The following is a 15,053-nucleotide window of genomic DNA, read 5'->3' on the forward strand; positions in this document are numbered from 1 at the left end:
GCCGATGGCCGGCCAACGGCCATCAGCGGGATCAGGTTTTCTTCACCGGGCGCTTCCAGCCTTCGATGGTTTCCTGCCGCGCACGCGCCACCGTCAGCTTGCCGTCCGGCGCATGGCGGGTGACCACCGATCCGGCCGCGATGGTCGCGCCCTCGCCGATCACCACCGGCGCCACCAACGCGCTGTTGGAGCCGATGAAGGCGTTGTCGCCGATGGTGGTCTGCGACTTGTTCACCCCGTCGTAGTTGCAGGTGATGGTGCCCGCGCCGATGTTGACCCGCGCACCGATCACTGCATCGCCCAGGTAGGTCAGGTGGTTGGCCTTGCTGCCCGGCCCCAGGGTGACCTTCTTGGTTTCCACGAAGTTGCCCACGTGGCTGCCGGCGGCGAGCACCGTGCCCGGGCGCAGCCGCGCGAACGGCCCGATATCGGCCGCGCCTTCGCTGACCACCCCGTCCAGGTCGCAATGCGGCTTGACCACCGTACCTGCCGCCAGGCGGACATCCTTGAGCCGGGTGAACGCACCGATGCTGACGCCATCGCCCAGCTCGACGTGACCTTCCAGGATCACGTTGACGTCGAGCTGCACATCGCTGCCGACGACCACGGTGCCGCGGATGTCCAGCCGTGCCGGGTCCAGCACGCGCGCACCCTGCGCGCACAGCGCACGCACCGCGCGCAGCTGCCAGGCGCGCTCGAGCTGGGCCAGCTGCCACGGATCGTTGGCGCCCTCGGCTTCCTGGGCGTCCTCGACGAAGGCCATGTCGGCGGGGGTGTAGTCGTGCGACGCGGCGGCGAACACGTCGGTGAGGTAGTACTCGCCCTGCGCATTGCTGTTGGACAGCTGCGACAACCAGGTGCGCAGCGCGGTCGACTCGGCGGTGATGATGCCGGTGTTGATGGTCCGGATCGCCAGCTGCTCGTCGCTGGCATCCTTCTGTTCCACGATCGCGGCCACGCGACCCTCGGCGTTGCGCACGATACGGCCATAGCCGGTCGGGTTGGCGACCTCGGCCACCAGCACCGCCAGCCGGCCCGGCTGCGAGAGCAGGTGCCGCAGGGTGTCGGCGCGGATCATCGGCACGTCGCCGTACAGCACCAGCACGGTGGCCGCGTCGGGAACGTTCGGCATGGCCTGCTGCACCGCGTGGCCCGTACCCAGCTGCTCGGCCTGCTTGGCCCAGACCAGGTCGCCCTGGTCGGCAAACGCCTCGCGCACCGCCTCGCCACCGTGCCCGTAGACCACATGGATCGCATCGGGTTGCAGCGCACGCGCGGCATCGATCACGTGGGCCAGCATCGGCCGGCCGGCGATCGGCTGCAGCACCTTGGGCAGGGCCGACTTCATGCGTTTGCCGGCACCGGCGGCGAGGATGATGACGTGCAGGGCTTGGGTCATGGGGCAACGCAGCGTTCGTTGGTAGTGGCGTGGATTCTAGAACGAGTGGGGTTAACATGCCGCCTTCTCCCCATCGGTAGCGTTCGTGAGCCTGATCCGCCAAGGCGCCAGTTACATCGTCATCGGCCTGATCCAGCTTGGGGTGGACTGGGCCGTGTTCGTGGCCGCCACCGCGCTGGGCATGCCGGTGTCGCCGGCCAACCTGCTCGGCCGGGTATGCGGCATGCTGCTGGGGTTCTGGCTCAACGGCCGGCACACCTTCGCCCGCGACGGCCAGCATCGGCTGGGCTGGCAGCGGTTCGCGCGCTTCCTGGCGCTGTGGGCGGTGTTGACCGCGATCAGCACGGTGCTGGTGAGCCTGGCCGCCAGTCAGCTGGGCCTGACGTATGCATGGCTGGCCAAGCCGCTGGTCGAGGGTGGGTTGGCGGCGGTGTCGTTCCTGGCGATGCGGCGCCTGGTCTATCGCTGAGCGCCTGGCCCTGCCCGGCTAGTGCGCAGACAGCAGTCCATCCTTCCATAGCGCGAGCGGACCATAACGAAGCTGCAGCACGTGCGCGCCGGCAGGTACGCATACCGCGCGGAACAGGCCATTGGCGCGCAACACCGGCACGTCCTCGCCGTCGGCCTGCGCCCGCCAGCCCGGTGCGTGCACCTCGTTGATCACCACCCATGCAGGTGCATCGGCCTGGTAGGCCACGCGCAGCCCGGGCGGCTGGTAGTGGACCGCGGCGATCCGCACCCGACCGGCCTGCACCTCGGCGCAGGGGCTGCGTGCATCCGCCGGCAACCACAGCTGCTGACGGAAGTCGGTGACGGCGAAGGCCTGCGGATCGGGTAGTGCCCCGGCGTGCCGCCGCACGCTGCGCGGGACGAGGAGGCGCGGCAGCACGCTCGTGCGCTCGGCAACGAACAGGACGCCGTCGCCGCTGCTGCCCGGGAACGGCGCGGTCGCCATCTGCCAGCGGAGTCCGAGCAGGTCGTACAGCGGCGCCTCCCAGTCCGGTGTCCACGCCGTGGCGGGTTTGTCCTGCACGCGCGTCGGTGGCTCGCCAGGCATGCCCACCGCCTGCAGGTAACGCGCATCGATCATCGGGTTGTAGCCGTTGACCAGCGCCAGCCGCTGCACGCTGGCGCCGTTGGTCAGCGCGCGCAGGCCGAACACCGCGGCGCGGTCCGGGATGCCGTCGCGGCGTTGCGCGGCCAACAGGCGATAGGCGCGTTGCGCGGGACCATCGCGATCGCCATCGAGCACCGATTTGGTCGCGCTGCCGGTGTTGACGTCGGTGCCGACGTTGAACAGCAGCATGTCCACCACCAGCACGGCCAGCACCATCGCCGCGCTGGGGCGCGTGGCAGCGCGCACGGCCAGCCCCATCAGGATGCCGCTCACCAGCAGCCACGCGAGCGCCGCCGGATGCGCCGGCAGCACCCAGCGCAGGGTCATCAGTACCAGCACGCCGATGGCCAGCAGCGACGGCCAGTGCGGGCGCATGCCCGATCCCATGCGCGCCTGCTGCAGCGCCTGCGCGGCCAGCCAGGCCGCCGCCGGCACCACCGCGAACAGCGCATCGGCCGGCCGCCGGAACAGGTCAAGGCCCGGCAACCAGGTGAACAACCACGGGAACAGTGGCGTCCGCCCGCCCAGCGCCCACGCCACGGCGAGCACGATCACCGCCAGCGCGATGCGCGCCCGCCACGGCTGCGCGCGCACCACCGCCGCGCCCCACCCCAGCCACAGCGCCAGCGGCACCGCGCCCAGGTAGAGGTAATCCTGGGTGATGTCGCCCGGGCCCCAGTAGTGGCCGCGGCCCTGCTCGAAGACATTGCCCGACAACAGCGTGGCCAGGGTCTGCCAGTGGATGCCACCGCCAACGCTGGTCGCCAGCGTGATCACGCTGCGGTTGGTGGACGGCAACCATGCCAGCGTCGACAACCACTGCGGTGCGCTGATCAACGCCGCCAGCGTGGCGGTGGCCACGACCCCGAGCAGGATCCGCCCGCGTCGCCCCGGCGGTGCACGCACCACCGCCGCCAGCGCATACAGCGCGCAGCCAAGCACGATGAGGTACGTCACCTGGGTCAATTGCAGCGCGCACAGCCCGCCACTCACGCCGGCCAGCAGCGCATCGCGCAGGCGCCCCTGCCGGCGCAGTCGCGACAGGCCCAGCCACAGCCACGGAAGATAGCTGAAGCTGACGATCATCGGCGTGTGCTGCAGGCGCGAGGCGGCGACCGCGCCGAACATCATCACCAGCGCGAACACCAACTGCGGCGCGCGCGCCAGGCCGTAATGGCGGGCCAGGCGCAGGCTGCCGATGCCACCGCCCAGCACGTGCAGCAGCACCACCACGGTGAACCCGTGCAGCGAGGTGGGCGCCAGCAGCATCGGCAGCAGCACGCTGGGCTGGAAGCTCATCATCTGCGGGTCGGCCACCTGCGGGTAGCCGCCGTACAGGTACGGGTTCCACCAGGCCGCCTCCCCGTGCAGCCACTGCTGGGCCACGAAGCTGACCGCGGGAAAGAACTGCTGGGCGGCATCGAAGGGGATGATCCGCAGGCCCAGCAGCCAGGGCAGGCACAACAGCGCCCAGAGCGCGATCAGGCACGCCTCGGTACTGGCCAGCACGCGATGGCGCCGCCCCGGGATGCCCACCTCGGTCTGCCGCTGCTGCATGCGCTACTCCGTTGCCGAAACCCCAAACAACAACGCCGGCAAGATGCCGGCGTCGTCGGGTGTCACTGCTGCTGCAGGCCTCAGTGCTTGAGGGTCTTGCGCAGACGCTCCAGCGCCTGCAGCTGCACGACCGCCTCGGCCAGCTTCTGCTGCGCCTCGGCCACTTCCATCGCTTCACCACGGTTGGCCAGGATGCGCTCGGCTTCTTCCTTGGCCTTGCGGACCGAGGCTTCGTCGATGTCCTGGGCGCGGATGGCGGTGTCGGCCAGCACGGTCACGACCTGCGGCTGCACCTCGAGGATGCCGCCGGAAATGGCGAAATCCAGCTGCTCGCCATTCGGCGTGGTCACTACCACCTTGCCCGGCTTCAGGCGGGTGATCAGCGGGGCGTGCTTGGGCGCGATGCCCAGCTCGCCCAGCTCGCCGGTGGCCACGACCAGGGTCGCCTCACCACGGAAGATTTCCTGCTCGGCGCTGACGATGTCGCAACGGATGGTGCTCATGTAACTCTCTTCGCTAGGGGGCGGGTTGGACCCACCGCAGGGATTCCGCAGCGGTGGGCGCAGGCCCACCCCGTGTCACGGTCGGGACGGGCGTGTGCCCGTCCCTGCCGCATCAGGCCTTCTCGGCCATCTTCTTGGCCTTCTCGACCGCTTCTTCGATGCTGCCGACCATGTAGAACGCCTGCTCCGGCAGGTGGTCGTACTCGCCATCGACGATGGCCTTGAAGCCACGGATGGTGTCCTTCAGCGACACGTACTTGCCCGGCGAGCCGGTGAACACTTCGGCCACGTGGAACGGCTGGCTGAAGAAGCGCTCGATCTTGCGGGCGCGCGACACGGCCTGCTTGTCTTCTTCGGACAGTTCGTCCATGCCCAGGATGGCGATGATGTCCTTCAGTTCCTTGTACTTCTGCAAGGTCTGCTGGACACGCTGGGCGGTGTCGTAATGCTCGTGGCCGATGACCAGCGGGTCCATCTGGCGGCTGGTCGAATCCAGCGGATCCACGGCCGGGTAGATACCCAGCGAGGCGATCGAACGCGACAGGGTCACGGTCGAATCCAGGTGGGCGAAGGTGGTGGCGGGCGACGGATCGGTCAAGTCATCGGCCGGCACGTAAACGGCCTGGATCGAGGTGATCGAGCCATTCTTGGTCGAGGTGATGCGCTCCTGCAGGACGCCCATTTCCTCGGCCAGGGTCGGCTGGTAGCCCACTGCCGACGGCATGCGACCCAGCAGTGCCGACACTTCGGTACCGGCCAGGGTGTAGCGGTAGATGTTGTCCACGAACAGCAGCACGTCCTTGCCCTTGCCGTTCTCGTCCTTCTCGTCGCGGAAGTACTCGGCCATGGTCAGGCCGGTCAGGGCGACGCGCAGACGGTTGCCCGGCGGCTCGTTCATCTGGCCGTACACCATCGCGACCTTGTCCAGGACGTTGGAGTCCTTCATCTCGTGGTAGAAGTCGTTGCCCTCACGGGTACGCTCGCCCACGCCGGCGAACACGGACAGGCCGCTGTGCGCCTTGGCGATGTTGTTGATCAGTTCCATCATGTTGACGGTCTTGCCGACGCCGGCGCCGCCGAACAGGCCGACCTTGCCGCCCTTGGCGAACGGGCACATCAGGTCGATGACCTTGATGCCGGTTTCCAGCAGCTCGGTGGCCGGGGACTGGTCTTCGTACGACGGCGCTTCGCGGTGGATTTCCCAGCTGTCGCTGGCGGCCACCGGGCCGGCTTCGTCGATCGGACGGCCCAGCACGTCCATGATGCGGCCCAAGGTGCCTGCACCGACCGGCACCGAGATGGCGCGTTCGGTGTTGGTGGCGACCAGGTTGCGCTTCAGGCCGTCGGTGGAGCCCAGCGCGATGCAGCGGACCACGCCGTCACCCAGCTGCTGCTGCACTTCCAGCGTGATTTCGGTGTTGTCCACCTTCAGCGCGTGGTACACCTTCGGCACCGACTCGCGGGGGAATTCGACGTCGACGACGGCGCCGATGATCTGAACGATCTTGCCCTGACTCATTGCTGCAATCCTCTAATGTGTGCTTTGACTGTGCGCGTCAGACTGCTGCCGCGCCGCCGACGATTTCGGAGATTTCCTGGGTGATCGCTGCCTGGCGCGCCTTGTTGTAGACGAGCTGCAGGGTGCCGATCAGCTTGTTCGCGTTGTCGCTTGCCGACTTCATCGCCACCATGCGGGCCGCGTGCTCGGACGCCACGTTTTCCAGCACGGCCTGGTACACCAGCGATTCGATGTAACGCGTCATCACGTGCTCGAGCACGGTCGCGGCATCGGGTTCGTACAGGTAGTCCCAGTCGTGGTGCGCGACCTGCTTCTCAGCGGCCGGCAACGGCAGCAGCTGGTCGAAGCTGGCCTTCTGGGTCATGGTGTTGATGAAGCGGTTGTAGACCAGGTAGACGCGGTCGACCTTGCCCGAGGTGAAGGCATCGAGCATCACCTTGATCACGCCGATCAGCTGTTCCAGGTGCGGGACGTCGCCCATGTGGGTGACGCTGCCGACCATGTCCACCTTGACCCGGCGGAAGAAGGTGGATGCCTTCTGGCCGATGGTGACCACGTCGATGTCCGCGCCCTTGTCCTGCCACTCGCGGACTTCGCCGAGCATCTTGCGGAACAGGTTGTTGTTCAGGCCGCCGGCCAGGCCGCGGTCGGACGAGATCACGATGTAGCCGACCCGCTTGACCTCGTCACGCTGGACCAGGAACGGATGCTGGTAATCGGTGCTGGCCTGGGCCAGGTGGCCGATCACCTGCTTCATCGCCTGCGCATACGGACGCGACGTCTTCATCCGCTCCTGCGCCTTGCGGATCTTGGAGGCCGAGACCATCTCCAGCGCACGGGTCACCTTGCGGGTGTTCTGCACGCTTTTGATCTTGGTTTTGATTTCGCGACCGCTTGCCATCTCTTATTCCCGTGGCGCGGGGCACATGCCCCGCGTTTGACGTAGAGCGGAGCCATGCTCCGCTGCTTTCAGCCCGGCGGAGCAACGCTCCGCGCTACAGGACCGGTATTACCAGCTGCCGGTGGTCTTGAACTCGGCGATGCCCTTCTTGAAGGCCGCTTCGATGTCGTTGTCCCAGCCGCCGGTGGCGTTGACCTTGCCGATCAGCTCGCCCTGGGTGTTGGCGAAGTGCGCGTGCAGGCCTTCTTCGAACGCCAGCAGCTTGTTGACCGGCACGTCGTCGAGGTAACCCTCGTTGACGGCGTAGATCGACAGCGCCTGGTTGGCGATGGACATCGGCGCGTACTGCTTCTGCTTCATCAGCTCGGTGACGCGCTGGCCGCGCTCGAGCTGCTTGCGGGTGGCTTCGTCCAGGTCCGAGGCGAACTGCGCGAACGCAGCCAGCTCGCGGTACTGGGCCAGCGAGATACGGATGCCGCCGGACAGCTTCTTGATGATCTTGGTCTGGGCCGCACCACCGACGCGCGACACCGAGATACCGGCGTTCACGGCCGGGCGGATGCCCGAGTTGAACAGGTCGGTTTCCAGGAAGATCTGGCCGTCGGTGATCGAGATCACGTTGGTCGGCACGAACGCCGAGACGTCACCGGCCTGGGTTTCGATGATCGGCAGCGCGGTCAGCGAGCCGGTCTTGCCCGTGACGGCGCCGTTGGTGAACTTCTCCACGTACTCTTCGGACACGCGGGCCGCGCGCTCGAGCAGGCGGGAGTGCAGGTAGAACACGTCGCCCGGGTAGGCTTCGCGGCCCGGCGGACGCTTCAGCAGCAGCGAGATCTGGCGGTAGGCCACGGCCTGCTTGGACAGATCGTCGTACACGATCAGCGCGTCTTCGCCGCGGTCCATGAAGTACTCACCCATGGTGCAGCCGGAGTAGGCGCTGATGTACTGCATCGCAGCCGACTCGGACGCGGTGGCAGCCACCACCACGGTGTGCGCCAGGGCGCCGTTTTCTTCCAGCTTGCGCACGATGTTGGCCACGGTCGAGGCCTTCTGGCCGATCGCGACGTACACGCACTTGATGCCGGTGTCCTTCTGGTTGATCACCGCATCGATGGCCAGGGCGGTCTTGCCGGTCTGGCGGTCACCGATGACCAGCTCGCGCTGGCCGCGGCCGATCGGGATCATCGAGTCGACCGACTTGTAACCGGTCTGCACCGGCTGGTCGACCGACTTGCGCCAGATCACGCCCGGCGCAACGCGCTCCACCGGCGCGGTGGTCTTGGCGGCGATCGGGCCCTTGCCGTCGATCGGCTCACCCAGCGCGTTCACCACGCGGCCAAGCAGTTCCGGACCGACCGGCACTTCCAGGATGCGACCGGTGGTCTTGGCGACGTCGCCTTCGCGCAGCTGCTGGTAATCACCCAGGACCACGGCGCCGACCGAGTCGCGCTCCAGGTTCAGGGCCAGGGCGAAGGTGTTGTTCGGCAGTTCGATCATTTCGCCCTGCATCACGTCGGCCAGACCGAAGATGCGCACGATGCCGTCGGACACGCTGGTCACGGTGCCTTCGTTGCGCGATTCCGCGGCCAGCTTGACCTTCTCGATGCGGTTCTTGATCAGTTCGCTGATTTCGGAGGGGTTGAGCGTGGTTGCCATCGTCAAGTCCTAGTGCCGGCGGTCACGCCGGACGTTAAATGAATTCAGTTAGCGAGCGCGGTCTGCAGGCGCGACAGCTTGCCCTTGAGCGAGCCATCGATGACCACATCGCCGGCGTCGATCACGGCGCCGCCGATCAGCGATGCGTCGACCGCGGTCGTCACGTCCACCTCGCAGCCGAAGCGCTTGCGCAGCGCGGCCTTGATGGCGTCCAGCTCGGATGCGGACAGTTCGGTTGCCGAGGTGACCGTGGCCTTGACCACGTGTTCGGCTTCAGCGCGCAGCTGGGCGTACATGCCGGCGATTTCCGGCAGCAGCGGCAGACGGTGCGCGTCGGCCAGCAGGGCCAGGAAGCGACCGAAGGTCTCGCTGGACGATTCCGGGGCCAGCAGCGCGACGGCATCGCCGCGCTCCAGTTCCGGGTTCGACAGCAAGGCCGCCACGCGCGGGTCGGCGGCTACGTGGGCGGAGAACGCAAGCGCGTCCGACCACGGCGCGAACGTGCCTTCGTCGCGCGCGGTCGCGAACGCGGCGCGGGCATACGGGCGTGCAAGCGTGAGGGCCTGGCTCATCGATCAGATCTCCGATGCCAGCTCGTCGAGCAGCGCCTTGTGGGCGTTGGCATCGATTTCGCGCTTGAGCAGCTTTTCGGCACCGCTCACGGCCAGGGCGGACACCTGCTTGCGCAGGTCTTCACGGGCACGGTTGGCGGCAGCCTCGATTTCGGCGTGGGCCAGGTCTTTCTGGCGGTTCGCTTCGGCGATGGCTTCATTCTTGGCGGCTTCAACGATCTGATTGGCGCGCGCGTGGGCCTGGTCGATGATCTCGTTGGCCTTGCCGCGTGCATCCTTCAGTGCTTCGTTGACCTTTTCCTGCGCCTGGGCCAGATCCTTCTGGCTGCGGTCGGCAGCGGCGAGGCCTTCAGCGATCTTCTGCTGGCGCTCTTCGATGGCATTCATCAACGGCGGCCAGATCTTGGTCGCGATGATCCAGATCAGACCGGCGAAAGCCAGTGCCTGGGCAACGAGGGTAAAACCGATATCCATGGGGTTCGCTCAATCGGGGGTGACGGGGTGGATGGGCCGCCGTGGCGGCGCATCCGATCCTTCATCCGCGATCAGGCGCACGGGGCGCCTGATCGTTTCGCTGTTGCTGGATCAGCCAGCAACAGCCGGCAGGCGTGCAACGAACTCGCCGATGGTCGGGTTGGCGAAGGCCAGCAGCAGGCCGACGGCGACCGAGATGATGAACGCGGCGTCGATCAGGCCGGCGGTGATGAACATGCGGACCTGCAGGACCGGAATCAGTTCCGGCTGGCGGGCAGCCGATTCCAGGAACTTACCGGACATGATGGCCAGACCAAGACCGGCACCCAGCGCGGCCAGGCCGATCATGATGCCGACGGCGAGGACGGTGGAGCTCTGGACTTGGGCGAGGTTGGTCAGGACGGCGAGGTACATGGTTTTCTCCTGGAACTTTGAATAGCTAAGGGTTTAGAAACAAACGGATGAAGGGTGAAGCGAAAACTCAGTGAGCGTCTTCCGACAGGCTCAGGTACACGATGGACAACATCATGAAGATGAAGGCCTGCAGCGGAATCACCAGCAGATGGAACAGCATCCAGCCCAGGCCGAATGCACCGCCTGCGATGGCGCCGGCAATACCCGCGCTGCCGAGCACCCAGATCAGCAGGAAGACGATTTCGCCGCCGAACATGTTGCCGAACAGTCGCATCGCCAGCGAGATCGGCTTGCTGAGCCACTCGACGATGTTGAGGATCAGGTTGAACGGCATCATGAACTTGCCGAACGGTGCGGTCAGGAACTCCTTGGTGAAGCCACCCAGGCCCTTGGCGCGCAGTGCGAAGAACAGCATCAGGAAGAACACGCTGATCGACATGCCCAGGGTGGCATTGACGTCGGCGGTGGGGACCGGCTTCCAGTACGGCACGCCGAGCAGTTCGAGCGGCATGGCGATGAAGTCGGCCGGGATCATCTTGATGAGGTTCATCAGGAGGATCCAGAAGAAGATCGTGATCGCGATCGGGGTCACCAGCTTGCTGGTGCCGTGGTAGGTGTCCTTGGCCTGGCGGTCAACGAACTCCAGGCAGATCTCCACGAACGCCTGCCACTTGCCCGGGACGCCCGCGGTCGCTTTGCGGGTCGCCATCCAGAAGCCGAACACCATCAACAGGCCCATCAGGACCGAAGTCACGATGGTGTCGACGTGGATCGCCCAGAAACCACCTTCCTGCATATGGAACGTCAGGTTGTGCAGGTGATGTTGGATGTAGGAGGTGGGTGTCAGCGCCTCGCCTGCCATGTGTCCGGAACCTTGAGTTAAATAAAATGGATCAGCGCCTGGCCAGAGCCAGGACCTGGAACATCAACCCGACGGCGATACCGGCCAGCAGCGCCAATGCAGGCAGCTTGAAGACCAGGAACCCCACCATCAGGACGCCGAATACGAGCACCCACTTTGCCACTACTGCCAGGATCAGGCGGGTCATCGCCGATCCCGCAGCCTGCACACCGCCCCCGAGGGCCATGCGCGCGGCAACCCAACCACCGGCTGAAACCGCCACACCCGATGCCAGCGCCCCCAGGGCGTACATCGTGCCCGCCAGGAGCAGGAAGGCCAAGGCCAGGACAGCCACTGCAGCCAGCGGGTAAACCGCTGCGCGCAGCATCAGTCGCCGACCCGAATCAACGGAGTTCAGCACACGTATGTCCTGCATGTTCTTGAGTAGAAAGGCCGGGGTCGCAAGCTAGCGCCCCGTCGAGCCGCCAAATTATAGCAACGGGACAATTTGCGAGACAACCGCCCCCTGTTCATCCCGGATGGCCGCAAGTTGCTGCATCGCCACAGATTTTGCGGTCCACCTCCGGGCCAATCCCGGCCTGTCAGGCTCTCCGCCTGCTGCAACGCAACATATTGAACTTTGGTCGCAGCGTCCGGTCAGACCCATCGACCTGCACTTTTCGATCCTCGTCGACGCCCCGAAGGCAGGTCTGCACCACAAAGTGGCCCCGAGCTCTCTCCGGGGCCACTTTTTTCGCGGCCCTGCTGCGGCCTTCACTGCCCCGCGGCACGACTGCCCAATAACGTGGGCCAGGCCAGCCGGCGGACACAGAATGTGATCGGCGGCGCACCTTTGCGCATGAACGGTACACACATCCTCCACCATACGTTCACGAATGGTGGACGCGGCGCTGGGCAGAGTGTCGGCACATCAATGAACCACTGCAAGGACACACACCGATGCGCCTGATGCTCCCCCTCCTCGCCCTGCCGCTGGCCATGGCCGCGCTGACCCATGCCAACACCGCCAGTGCCGCCGAGGGCGATGATCGCTTCGCGCTGCGCCTGGGCGCGATGAACATCGATTCGGACAACACGATCCGCGGCAACACCAACGTCGCTGGCCAGGACGTGGGCTTCTCCGAGGACTTCAAGCTGGGCGGCAAGGAATGGGAGCCGCGTGTCGACGGCATGTTCCGCATCAGCGACCGCCAGCGCCTGCTGTTCAACTACTTCAAGTACGACAAGGACCGCCGCGAGACGCTGGATGACGGCGTGAGCTTCGGCGATGTGTCGGTGCCGGCCGGCAGCTTCATCAAGGGCGAGCTGAAGTACCAGGTGGCCAGCCTGGTGTACGACTACTCGGTGGTGGACACCGATACCTTCGACCTTGGCCTGCAGCTGGGTGCCGAGTACGCGAAGGTGAGCACGAAGGCCTATGCGGACGTGGGTGACCTGTACCAGGGTCGCTTCCTGGACGAGAAGGCCGACGGCGTGGCGCCGGTGGTTGGCGCACGCATGAGCTTCAACCCGTCCGAGAAGTGGATGATCACCTTGCAGGGCCAGTACCTGAACACCAAGTGGGGCAACTTCGACGACTACGACGGCGACCTGACCCGCGCCAACGCGATCGTGGACTACCGCCTGACCAAGAACTTCGGCCTGTTCGCCGGCTACGACTGGTTCAAGCTGGACGTGGACCAGACCGGCAGCGACGGCACGATCGGTCTGAAGCAGGAGTTCAAGGGCCCGGTGGCCGGTGTGAGCTTCGTCTTCTAAGTCGGTTCAAGCGTCTCTCTCCGAGCGCGGCAACAGGGTGACCTGTTGTCGCGTTTTTCTTTGCGTGTTTGTTTTTTGGTGATTGGGTGCGTGGGCTTGAGGGCGAAGGCAAGGGCGAAGGCAACTGCCTGGCGCCTTGCGGGTGTCGCCGGAGGGTACCGGGCAGCCCGGCCCGGGACACGCCGTGAACCCCTCCATGGGGGCTCGACAAGCGGCATCCATGCCGCTTGACGGTCCCGGGCCGGGCTGCCCGGTACCCTCTGGAGGGATCATCGGGGGTGCGGTTGGGGGAGCGACGAGCGCTGCGGGCGGCGGGCGGACTTGATGTAGTGGTGCCTGGCGTTGGCGTGCGTTGACCGCTGATGTGGGTACCGCGCCTTGCCCGCCGCGCACAAAAAACCCGGCGTTCGCCGGGTTTTTTGTTGATGCGGTGCCATTGCCTTGCGGGCGGCTTACTTCTTCTTCGGCATGTACAGATCGGTGATGGTGCCGTCGTAGATTTCCGCCGCCATCGCCACCGATTCGCTCAGCGTCGGGTGGGCGTGGATGGTGTGGCCGATGTCTTCGGCTTCGGCGCCCATCTCGATCGCCAGCCCGATCTCGGCCAGCAGGTCGCCGGCGTGCACGCCGACGATGGCGCCACCGATGATGCGGTGGGTTTCTTCATCGAAGATCAGCTTGGTGAAGCCCTCGGTACGACCGATGCCGATCGCGCGGCCGCTGGCCGCCCACGGGAATTTCGCCACGCCCACCTTGAGCCCCTTGGCCTTGGCCTCGGTCTCGGTCACGCCCACCCACGCGATTTCCGGGTTGGTGTAGGCCACCGACGGAATCACCCGCGCCACCCACTCCTTCTTCTCGCCCGAGGCCACTTCCGCGGCCAGCTTGCCTTCGTGCGTGGCCTTGTGGGCCAGCATCGGGTTGCCGACGATATCGCCGATGGCAAAGATGTGCGGCACGTTGGTGCGCATCTGCCGGTCCACCGGAATGAAGCCACGCTCGGTGACCTGCACGCCGGCCTTCTCGGCAGCGATCTTCTTGCCGTTCGGCGAGCGGCCCACGGCCACCAGCACGCGGTCGAAGGTGCCCTGCGCCAGTGCCGGCGCCTCGCCTTCGGCAGCGGCCTCGAACGTCACCGTGATGCCCTTGGCATCGGCGCTCACGCCCGACGCCTTGGTCTTCAGGTGGACCTCCACGCCCTGCTTCTTCAGGCGGTCGGCCAGCGGCTTGACCAGGTCCTTGTCGGCGCCCGGCATCAGCTGGTCCATGAACTCGACCACGGTCACCTTGCTGCCCAGGGCCGCATACACCGTGGCCATTTCCAGCCCGATGATGCCGCCGCCCACCACCAGCAGCGACCCCGGCACGTCCGCCAGTTCCAGCGCATCGGTGGAATCCATCACCCGCTTGTCGTCCCACGGGAAGTTCGGCAGCTTCACCGCCTGCGAACCGGCGGCGATGATGCACTGCTCGAAGCGCAGCAGCTGGGTCTTGCCGTCGTCGCCGACGATCTCCAGCTCATTGGCCGACACGAACGTGGCCAGGCCCTGCACCGTGCGCACCTTGCGCTGCTTGGCCATGCCGGCCAGGCCCTTGGTCAGCTGGGTGACCACCTTGTCCTTGTAGCCGCGCAGCTTGTCCAGGGTGATGGTCGGCGTGCCGAATTCCACGCCGAAATCGCCCGCGTGGGCCACTTCGTCGATCACCGCCGCTGCATGCAGCAGCGCCTTGGACGGAATGCAGCCCACGTTGAGGCAGACGCCGCCGAGGCTGGCATAACGCTCCACCAGTACGGTGTCCACGCCCAGGTCGGCCGAACGGAACGCGGCGGTATACCCGCCCGGGCCCGCGCCCAGCACCACCATCTTGCACTCGATATCGGCCGGCTTGCCCGACGACAGCGCCGGCTGCGGCGCCGCCGGTTCGGCCGGGGCGCGGTGCGACGGGGTCACCGGCGGCTTGCTGGCCGGGGCCTCGGCCTTGGGTGCCTCGGCCTTGGGTGCCTCGGCCTTGGGTGCCTCGGCCTTGGCCGGCGCGGCCGGGGCCGGGGCCGGGGCAGCGCCCTCGCCTTCGGCCTCCAGCACCAGCACGACGTCGCCCTCGGAGAGGTTGTCGCCGAGCTTGACCTTGATTTCCTTGACCACGCCAGCCGCCGAAGACGGCACTTCCAGCGTTGCCTTGTCCGATTCCAGCGTGACCAGACCCTGGTCCTTCTTCACCGTGTCGCCCACGGCAACCAGCAGTTCGATCACCGGTACACCGCTGTAATCGCCGATGTCGGGAACCTTGATTTCAATTGCGGCCATCGTTGTTCTCCTGGT

Annotated in this window: 14 protein-coding genes; 2 read left to right on the forward strand and 12 right to left on the reverse strand. The window is 66.4% G+C overall.

From position 1 onward, the window contains the following. Nucleotides 1-31: 31 nt before the first annotated feature. Nucleotides 32-1,399, reverse strand: coding sequence for a bifunctional UDP-N-acetylglucosamine diphosphorylase/glucosamine-1-phosphate N-acetyltransferase GlmU (gene glmU, locus M2421_RS18690; RefSeq protein ID WP_259209645.1), 1,368 nt, complete (start codon nt 1,397-1,399; stop codon nt 32-34). Nucleotides 1,400-1,484: 85 nt separating this feature from the next. Here glmU and M2421_RS18695 point away from each other — a divergent pair, with 85 nt between their 5' ends. Next, nucleotides 1,485-1,868, forward strand: a complete 384-nt coding sequence (locus M2421_RS18695; RefSeq protein WP_259209647.1) for a GtrA family protein — start codon at nt 1,485-1,487, stop codon at nt 1,866-1,868. Nucleotides 1,869-1,886: 18 nt separating this feature from the next. On the opposite strand, the gene M2421_RS18700 is transcribed toward M2421_RS18695, so the two are convergent. The 10 genes from M2421_RS18700 to M2421_RS18745 all read right to left on the reverse strand — a co-directional run bounded on the left by M2421_RS18700 (nt 1,887) and on the right by M2421_RS18745 (nt 11,374). Then, nucleotides 1,887-4,073, reverse strand: coding sequence for a hypothetical protein (locus M2421_RS18700; protein ID WP_259209649.1), 2,187 nt, complete (start codon nt 4,071-4,073; stop codon nt 1,887-1,889). Nucleotides 4,074-4,153: 80 nt separating this feature from the next. After that, nucleotides 4,154-4,576, reverse strand: a complete 423-nt coding sequence (locus M2421_RS18705) for a F0F1 ATP synthase subunit epsilon (protein WP_005411127.1) — start codon at nt 4,574-4,576, stop codon at nt 4,154-4,156. Between the two features lie 112 nt (nt 4,577-4,688). Then, nucleotides 4,689-6,095 (reverse strand): F0F1 ATP synthase subunit beta, encoded by a 1,407-nt coding sequence (gene atpD / locus M2421_RS18710; RefSeq protein WP_017354878.1) that lies wholly within the window; start codon nt 6,093-6,095, stop codon nt 4,689-4,691. Nucleotides 6,096-6,132: 37 nt separating this feature from the next. After that, complete coding sequence (gene atpG, locus M2421_RS18715) at nt 6,133-6,996, reverse strand: F0F1 ATP synthase subunit gamma (RefSeq protein ID WP_259209679.1); 864 nt, start codon at nt 6,994-6,996, stop codon at nt 6,133-6,135. A 108-nt stretch (nt 6,997-7,104) separates the two neighbouring features. Further along, nucleotides 7,105-8,652, reverse strand: coding sequence for a F0F1 ATP synthase subunit alpha (gene atpA, locus M2421_RS18720; protein WP_259209681.1), 1,548 nt, complete (start codon nt 8,650-8,652; stop codon nt 7,105-7,107). A 44-nt stretch (nt 8,653-8,696) separates the two neighbouring features. Next, a complete protein-coding gene (locus M2421_RS18725) occupies nt 8,697-9,224 on the reverse strand; it encodes a F0F1 ATP synthase subunit delta (protein WP_259209683.1) in 528 nt (175 codons plus the stop codon). Between the two features lie 3 nt (nt 9,225-9,227). Then, a complete protein-coding gene (locus M2421_RS18730; RefSeq protein ID WP_038686094.1) occupies nt 9,228-9,698 on the reverse strand; it encodes a F0F1 ATP synthase subunit B in 471 nt (156 codons plus the stop codon). A 111-nt stretch (nt 9,699-9,809) separates the two neighbouring features. Then, complete coding sequence (gene atpE / locus M2421_RS18735; RefSeq protein ID WP_038686092.1) at nt 9,810-10,112, reverse strand: F0F1 ATP synthase subunit C; 303 nt, start codon at nt 10,110-10,112, stop codon at nt 9,810-9,812. A gap of 67 nt (nt 10,113-10,179) precedes the next feature. Continuing rightward, nucleotides 10,180-10,974, reverse strand: coding sequence for a F0F1 ATP synthase subunit A (gene atpB, locus M2421_RS18740; RefSeq protein WP_259209692.1), 795 nt, complete (start codon nt 10,972-10,974; stop codon nt 10,180-10,182). A gap of 31 nt (nt 10,975-11,005) precedes the next feature. Beyond that, nucleotides 11,006-11,374, reverse strand: a complete 369-nt coding sequence (locus M2421_RS18745; protein ID WP_181394075.1) for a hypothetical protein — start codon at nt 11,372-11,374, stop codon at nt 11,006-11,008. 539 nt (nt 11,375-11,913) lie between these two features. On the opposite strand from M2421_RS18745, the gene M2421_RS18750 reads away from it, so the two are divergent. Then, nucleotides 11,914-12,732: a hypothetical protein gene (locus M2421_RS18750; RefSeq protein WP_259209693.1), complete on the forward strand. Its 819-nt coding sequence runs from the start codon at nt 11,914-11,916 to the stop codon at nt 12,730-12,732. A gap of 452 nt (nt 12,733-13,184) precedes the next feature. Here M2421_RS18750 and lpdA read toward each other — a convergent pair whose 3' ends face one another. Continuing rightward, nucleotides 13,185-15,038: a dihydrolipoyl dehydrogenase gene (lpdA, locus tag M2421_RS18755; RefSeq protein WP_259209696.1), complete on the reverse strand. Its 1,854-nt coding sequence runs from the start codon at nt 15,036-15,038 to the stop codon at nt 13,185-13,187. Nucleotides 15,039-15,053: the final 15 nt, after the last annotated feature.

Source organism: Stenotrophomonas sp. BIGb0135, assembly GCF_024810105.1.
GTDB lineage: Bacteria > Pseudomonadota > Gammaproteobacteria > Xanthomonadales > Xanthomonadaceae > Stenotrophomonas > Stenotrophomonas maltophilia_AB.

Bases quoted from the DNA above. Each gene is read 5' to 3' on its own strand.
- glmU (WP_259209645.1), bottom strand. From the start codon at position 1,399: ATGACCCAAGCCCTGCACGTCATCATCCTCGCCGCCGGTGCCGGCAAA.
- M2421_RS18700 (WP_259209649.1), bottom strand. From the start codon at position 4,073: ATGCAGCAGCGGCAGACCGAGGTGGGCATCCCGGGGCGGCGCCATCGC.
- M2421_RS18705 (WP_005411127.1), bottom strand. From the start codon at position 4,576: ATGAGCACCATCCGTTGCGACATCGTCAGCGCCGAGCAGGAAATCTTC.
- atpD (WP_017354878.1), bottom strand. From the start codon at position 6,095: ATGAGTCAGGGCAAGATCGTTCAGATCATCGGCGCCGTCGTCGACGTC.
- atpG (WP_259209679.1), bottom strand. From the start codon at position 6,996: ATGGCAAGCGGTCGCGAAATCAAAACCAAGATCAAAAGCGTGCAGAAC.
- atpA (WP_259209681.1), bottom strand. From the start codon at position 8,652: ATGGCAACCACGCTCAACCCCTCCGAAATCAGCGAACTGATCAAGAAC.
- M2421_RS18725 (WP_259209683.1), bottom strand. From the start codon at position 9,224: ATGAGCCAGGCCCTCACGCTTGCACGCCCGTATGCCCGCGCCGCGTTC.
- M2421_RS18730 (WP_038686094.1), bottom strand. From the start codon at position 9,698: ATGGATATCGGTTTTACCCTCGTTGCCCAGGCACTGGCTTTCGCCGGT.
- atpE (WP_038686092.1), bottom strand. From the start codon at position 10,112: ATGTACCTCGCCGTCCTGACCAACCTCGCCCAAGTCCAGAGCTCCACC.
- atpB (WP_259209692.1), bottom strand. From the start codon at position 10,974: ATGGCAGGCGAGGCGCTGACACCCACCTCCTACATCCAACATCACCTG.
- M2421_RS18750 (WP_259209693.1), top strand. From the start codon at position 11,914: ATGCGCCTGATGCTCCCCCTCCTCGCCCTGCCGCTGGCCATGGCCGCG.
- lpdA (WP_259209696.1), bottom strand. From the start codon at position 15,038: ATGGCCGCAATTGAAATCAAGGTTCCCGACATCGGCGATTACAGCGGT.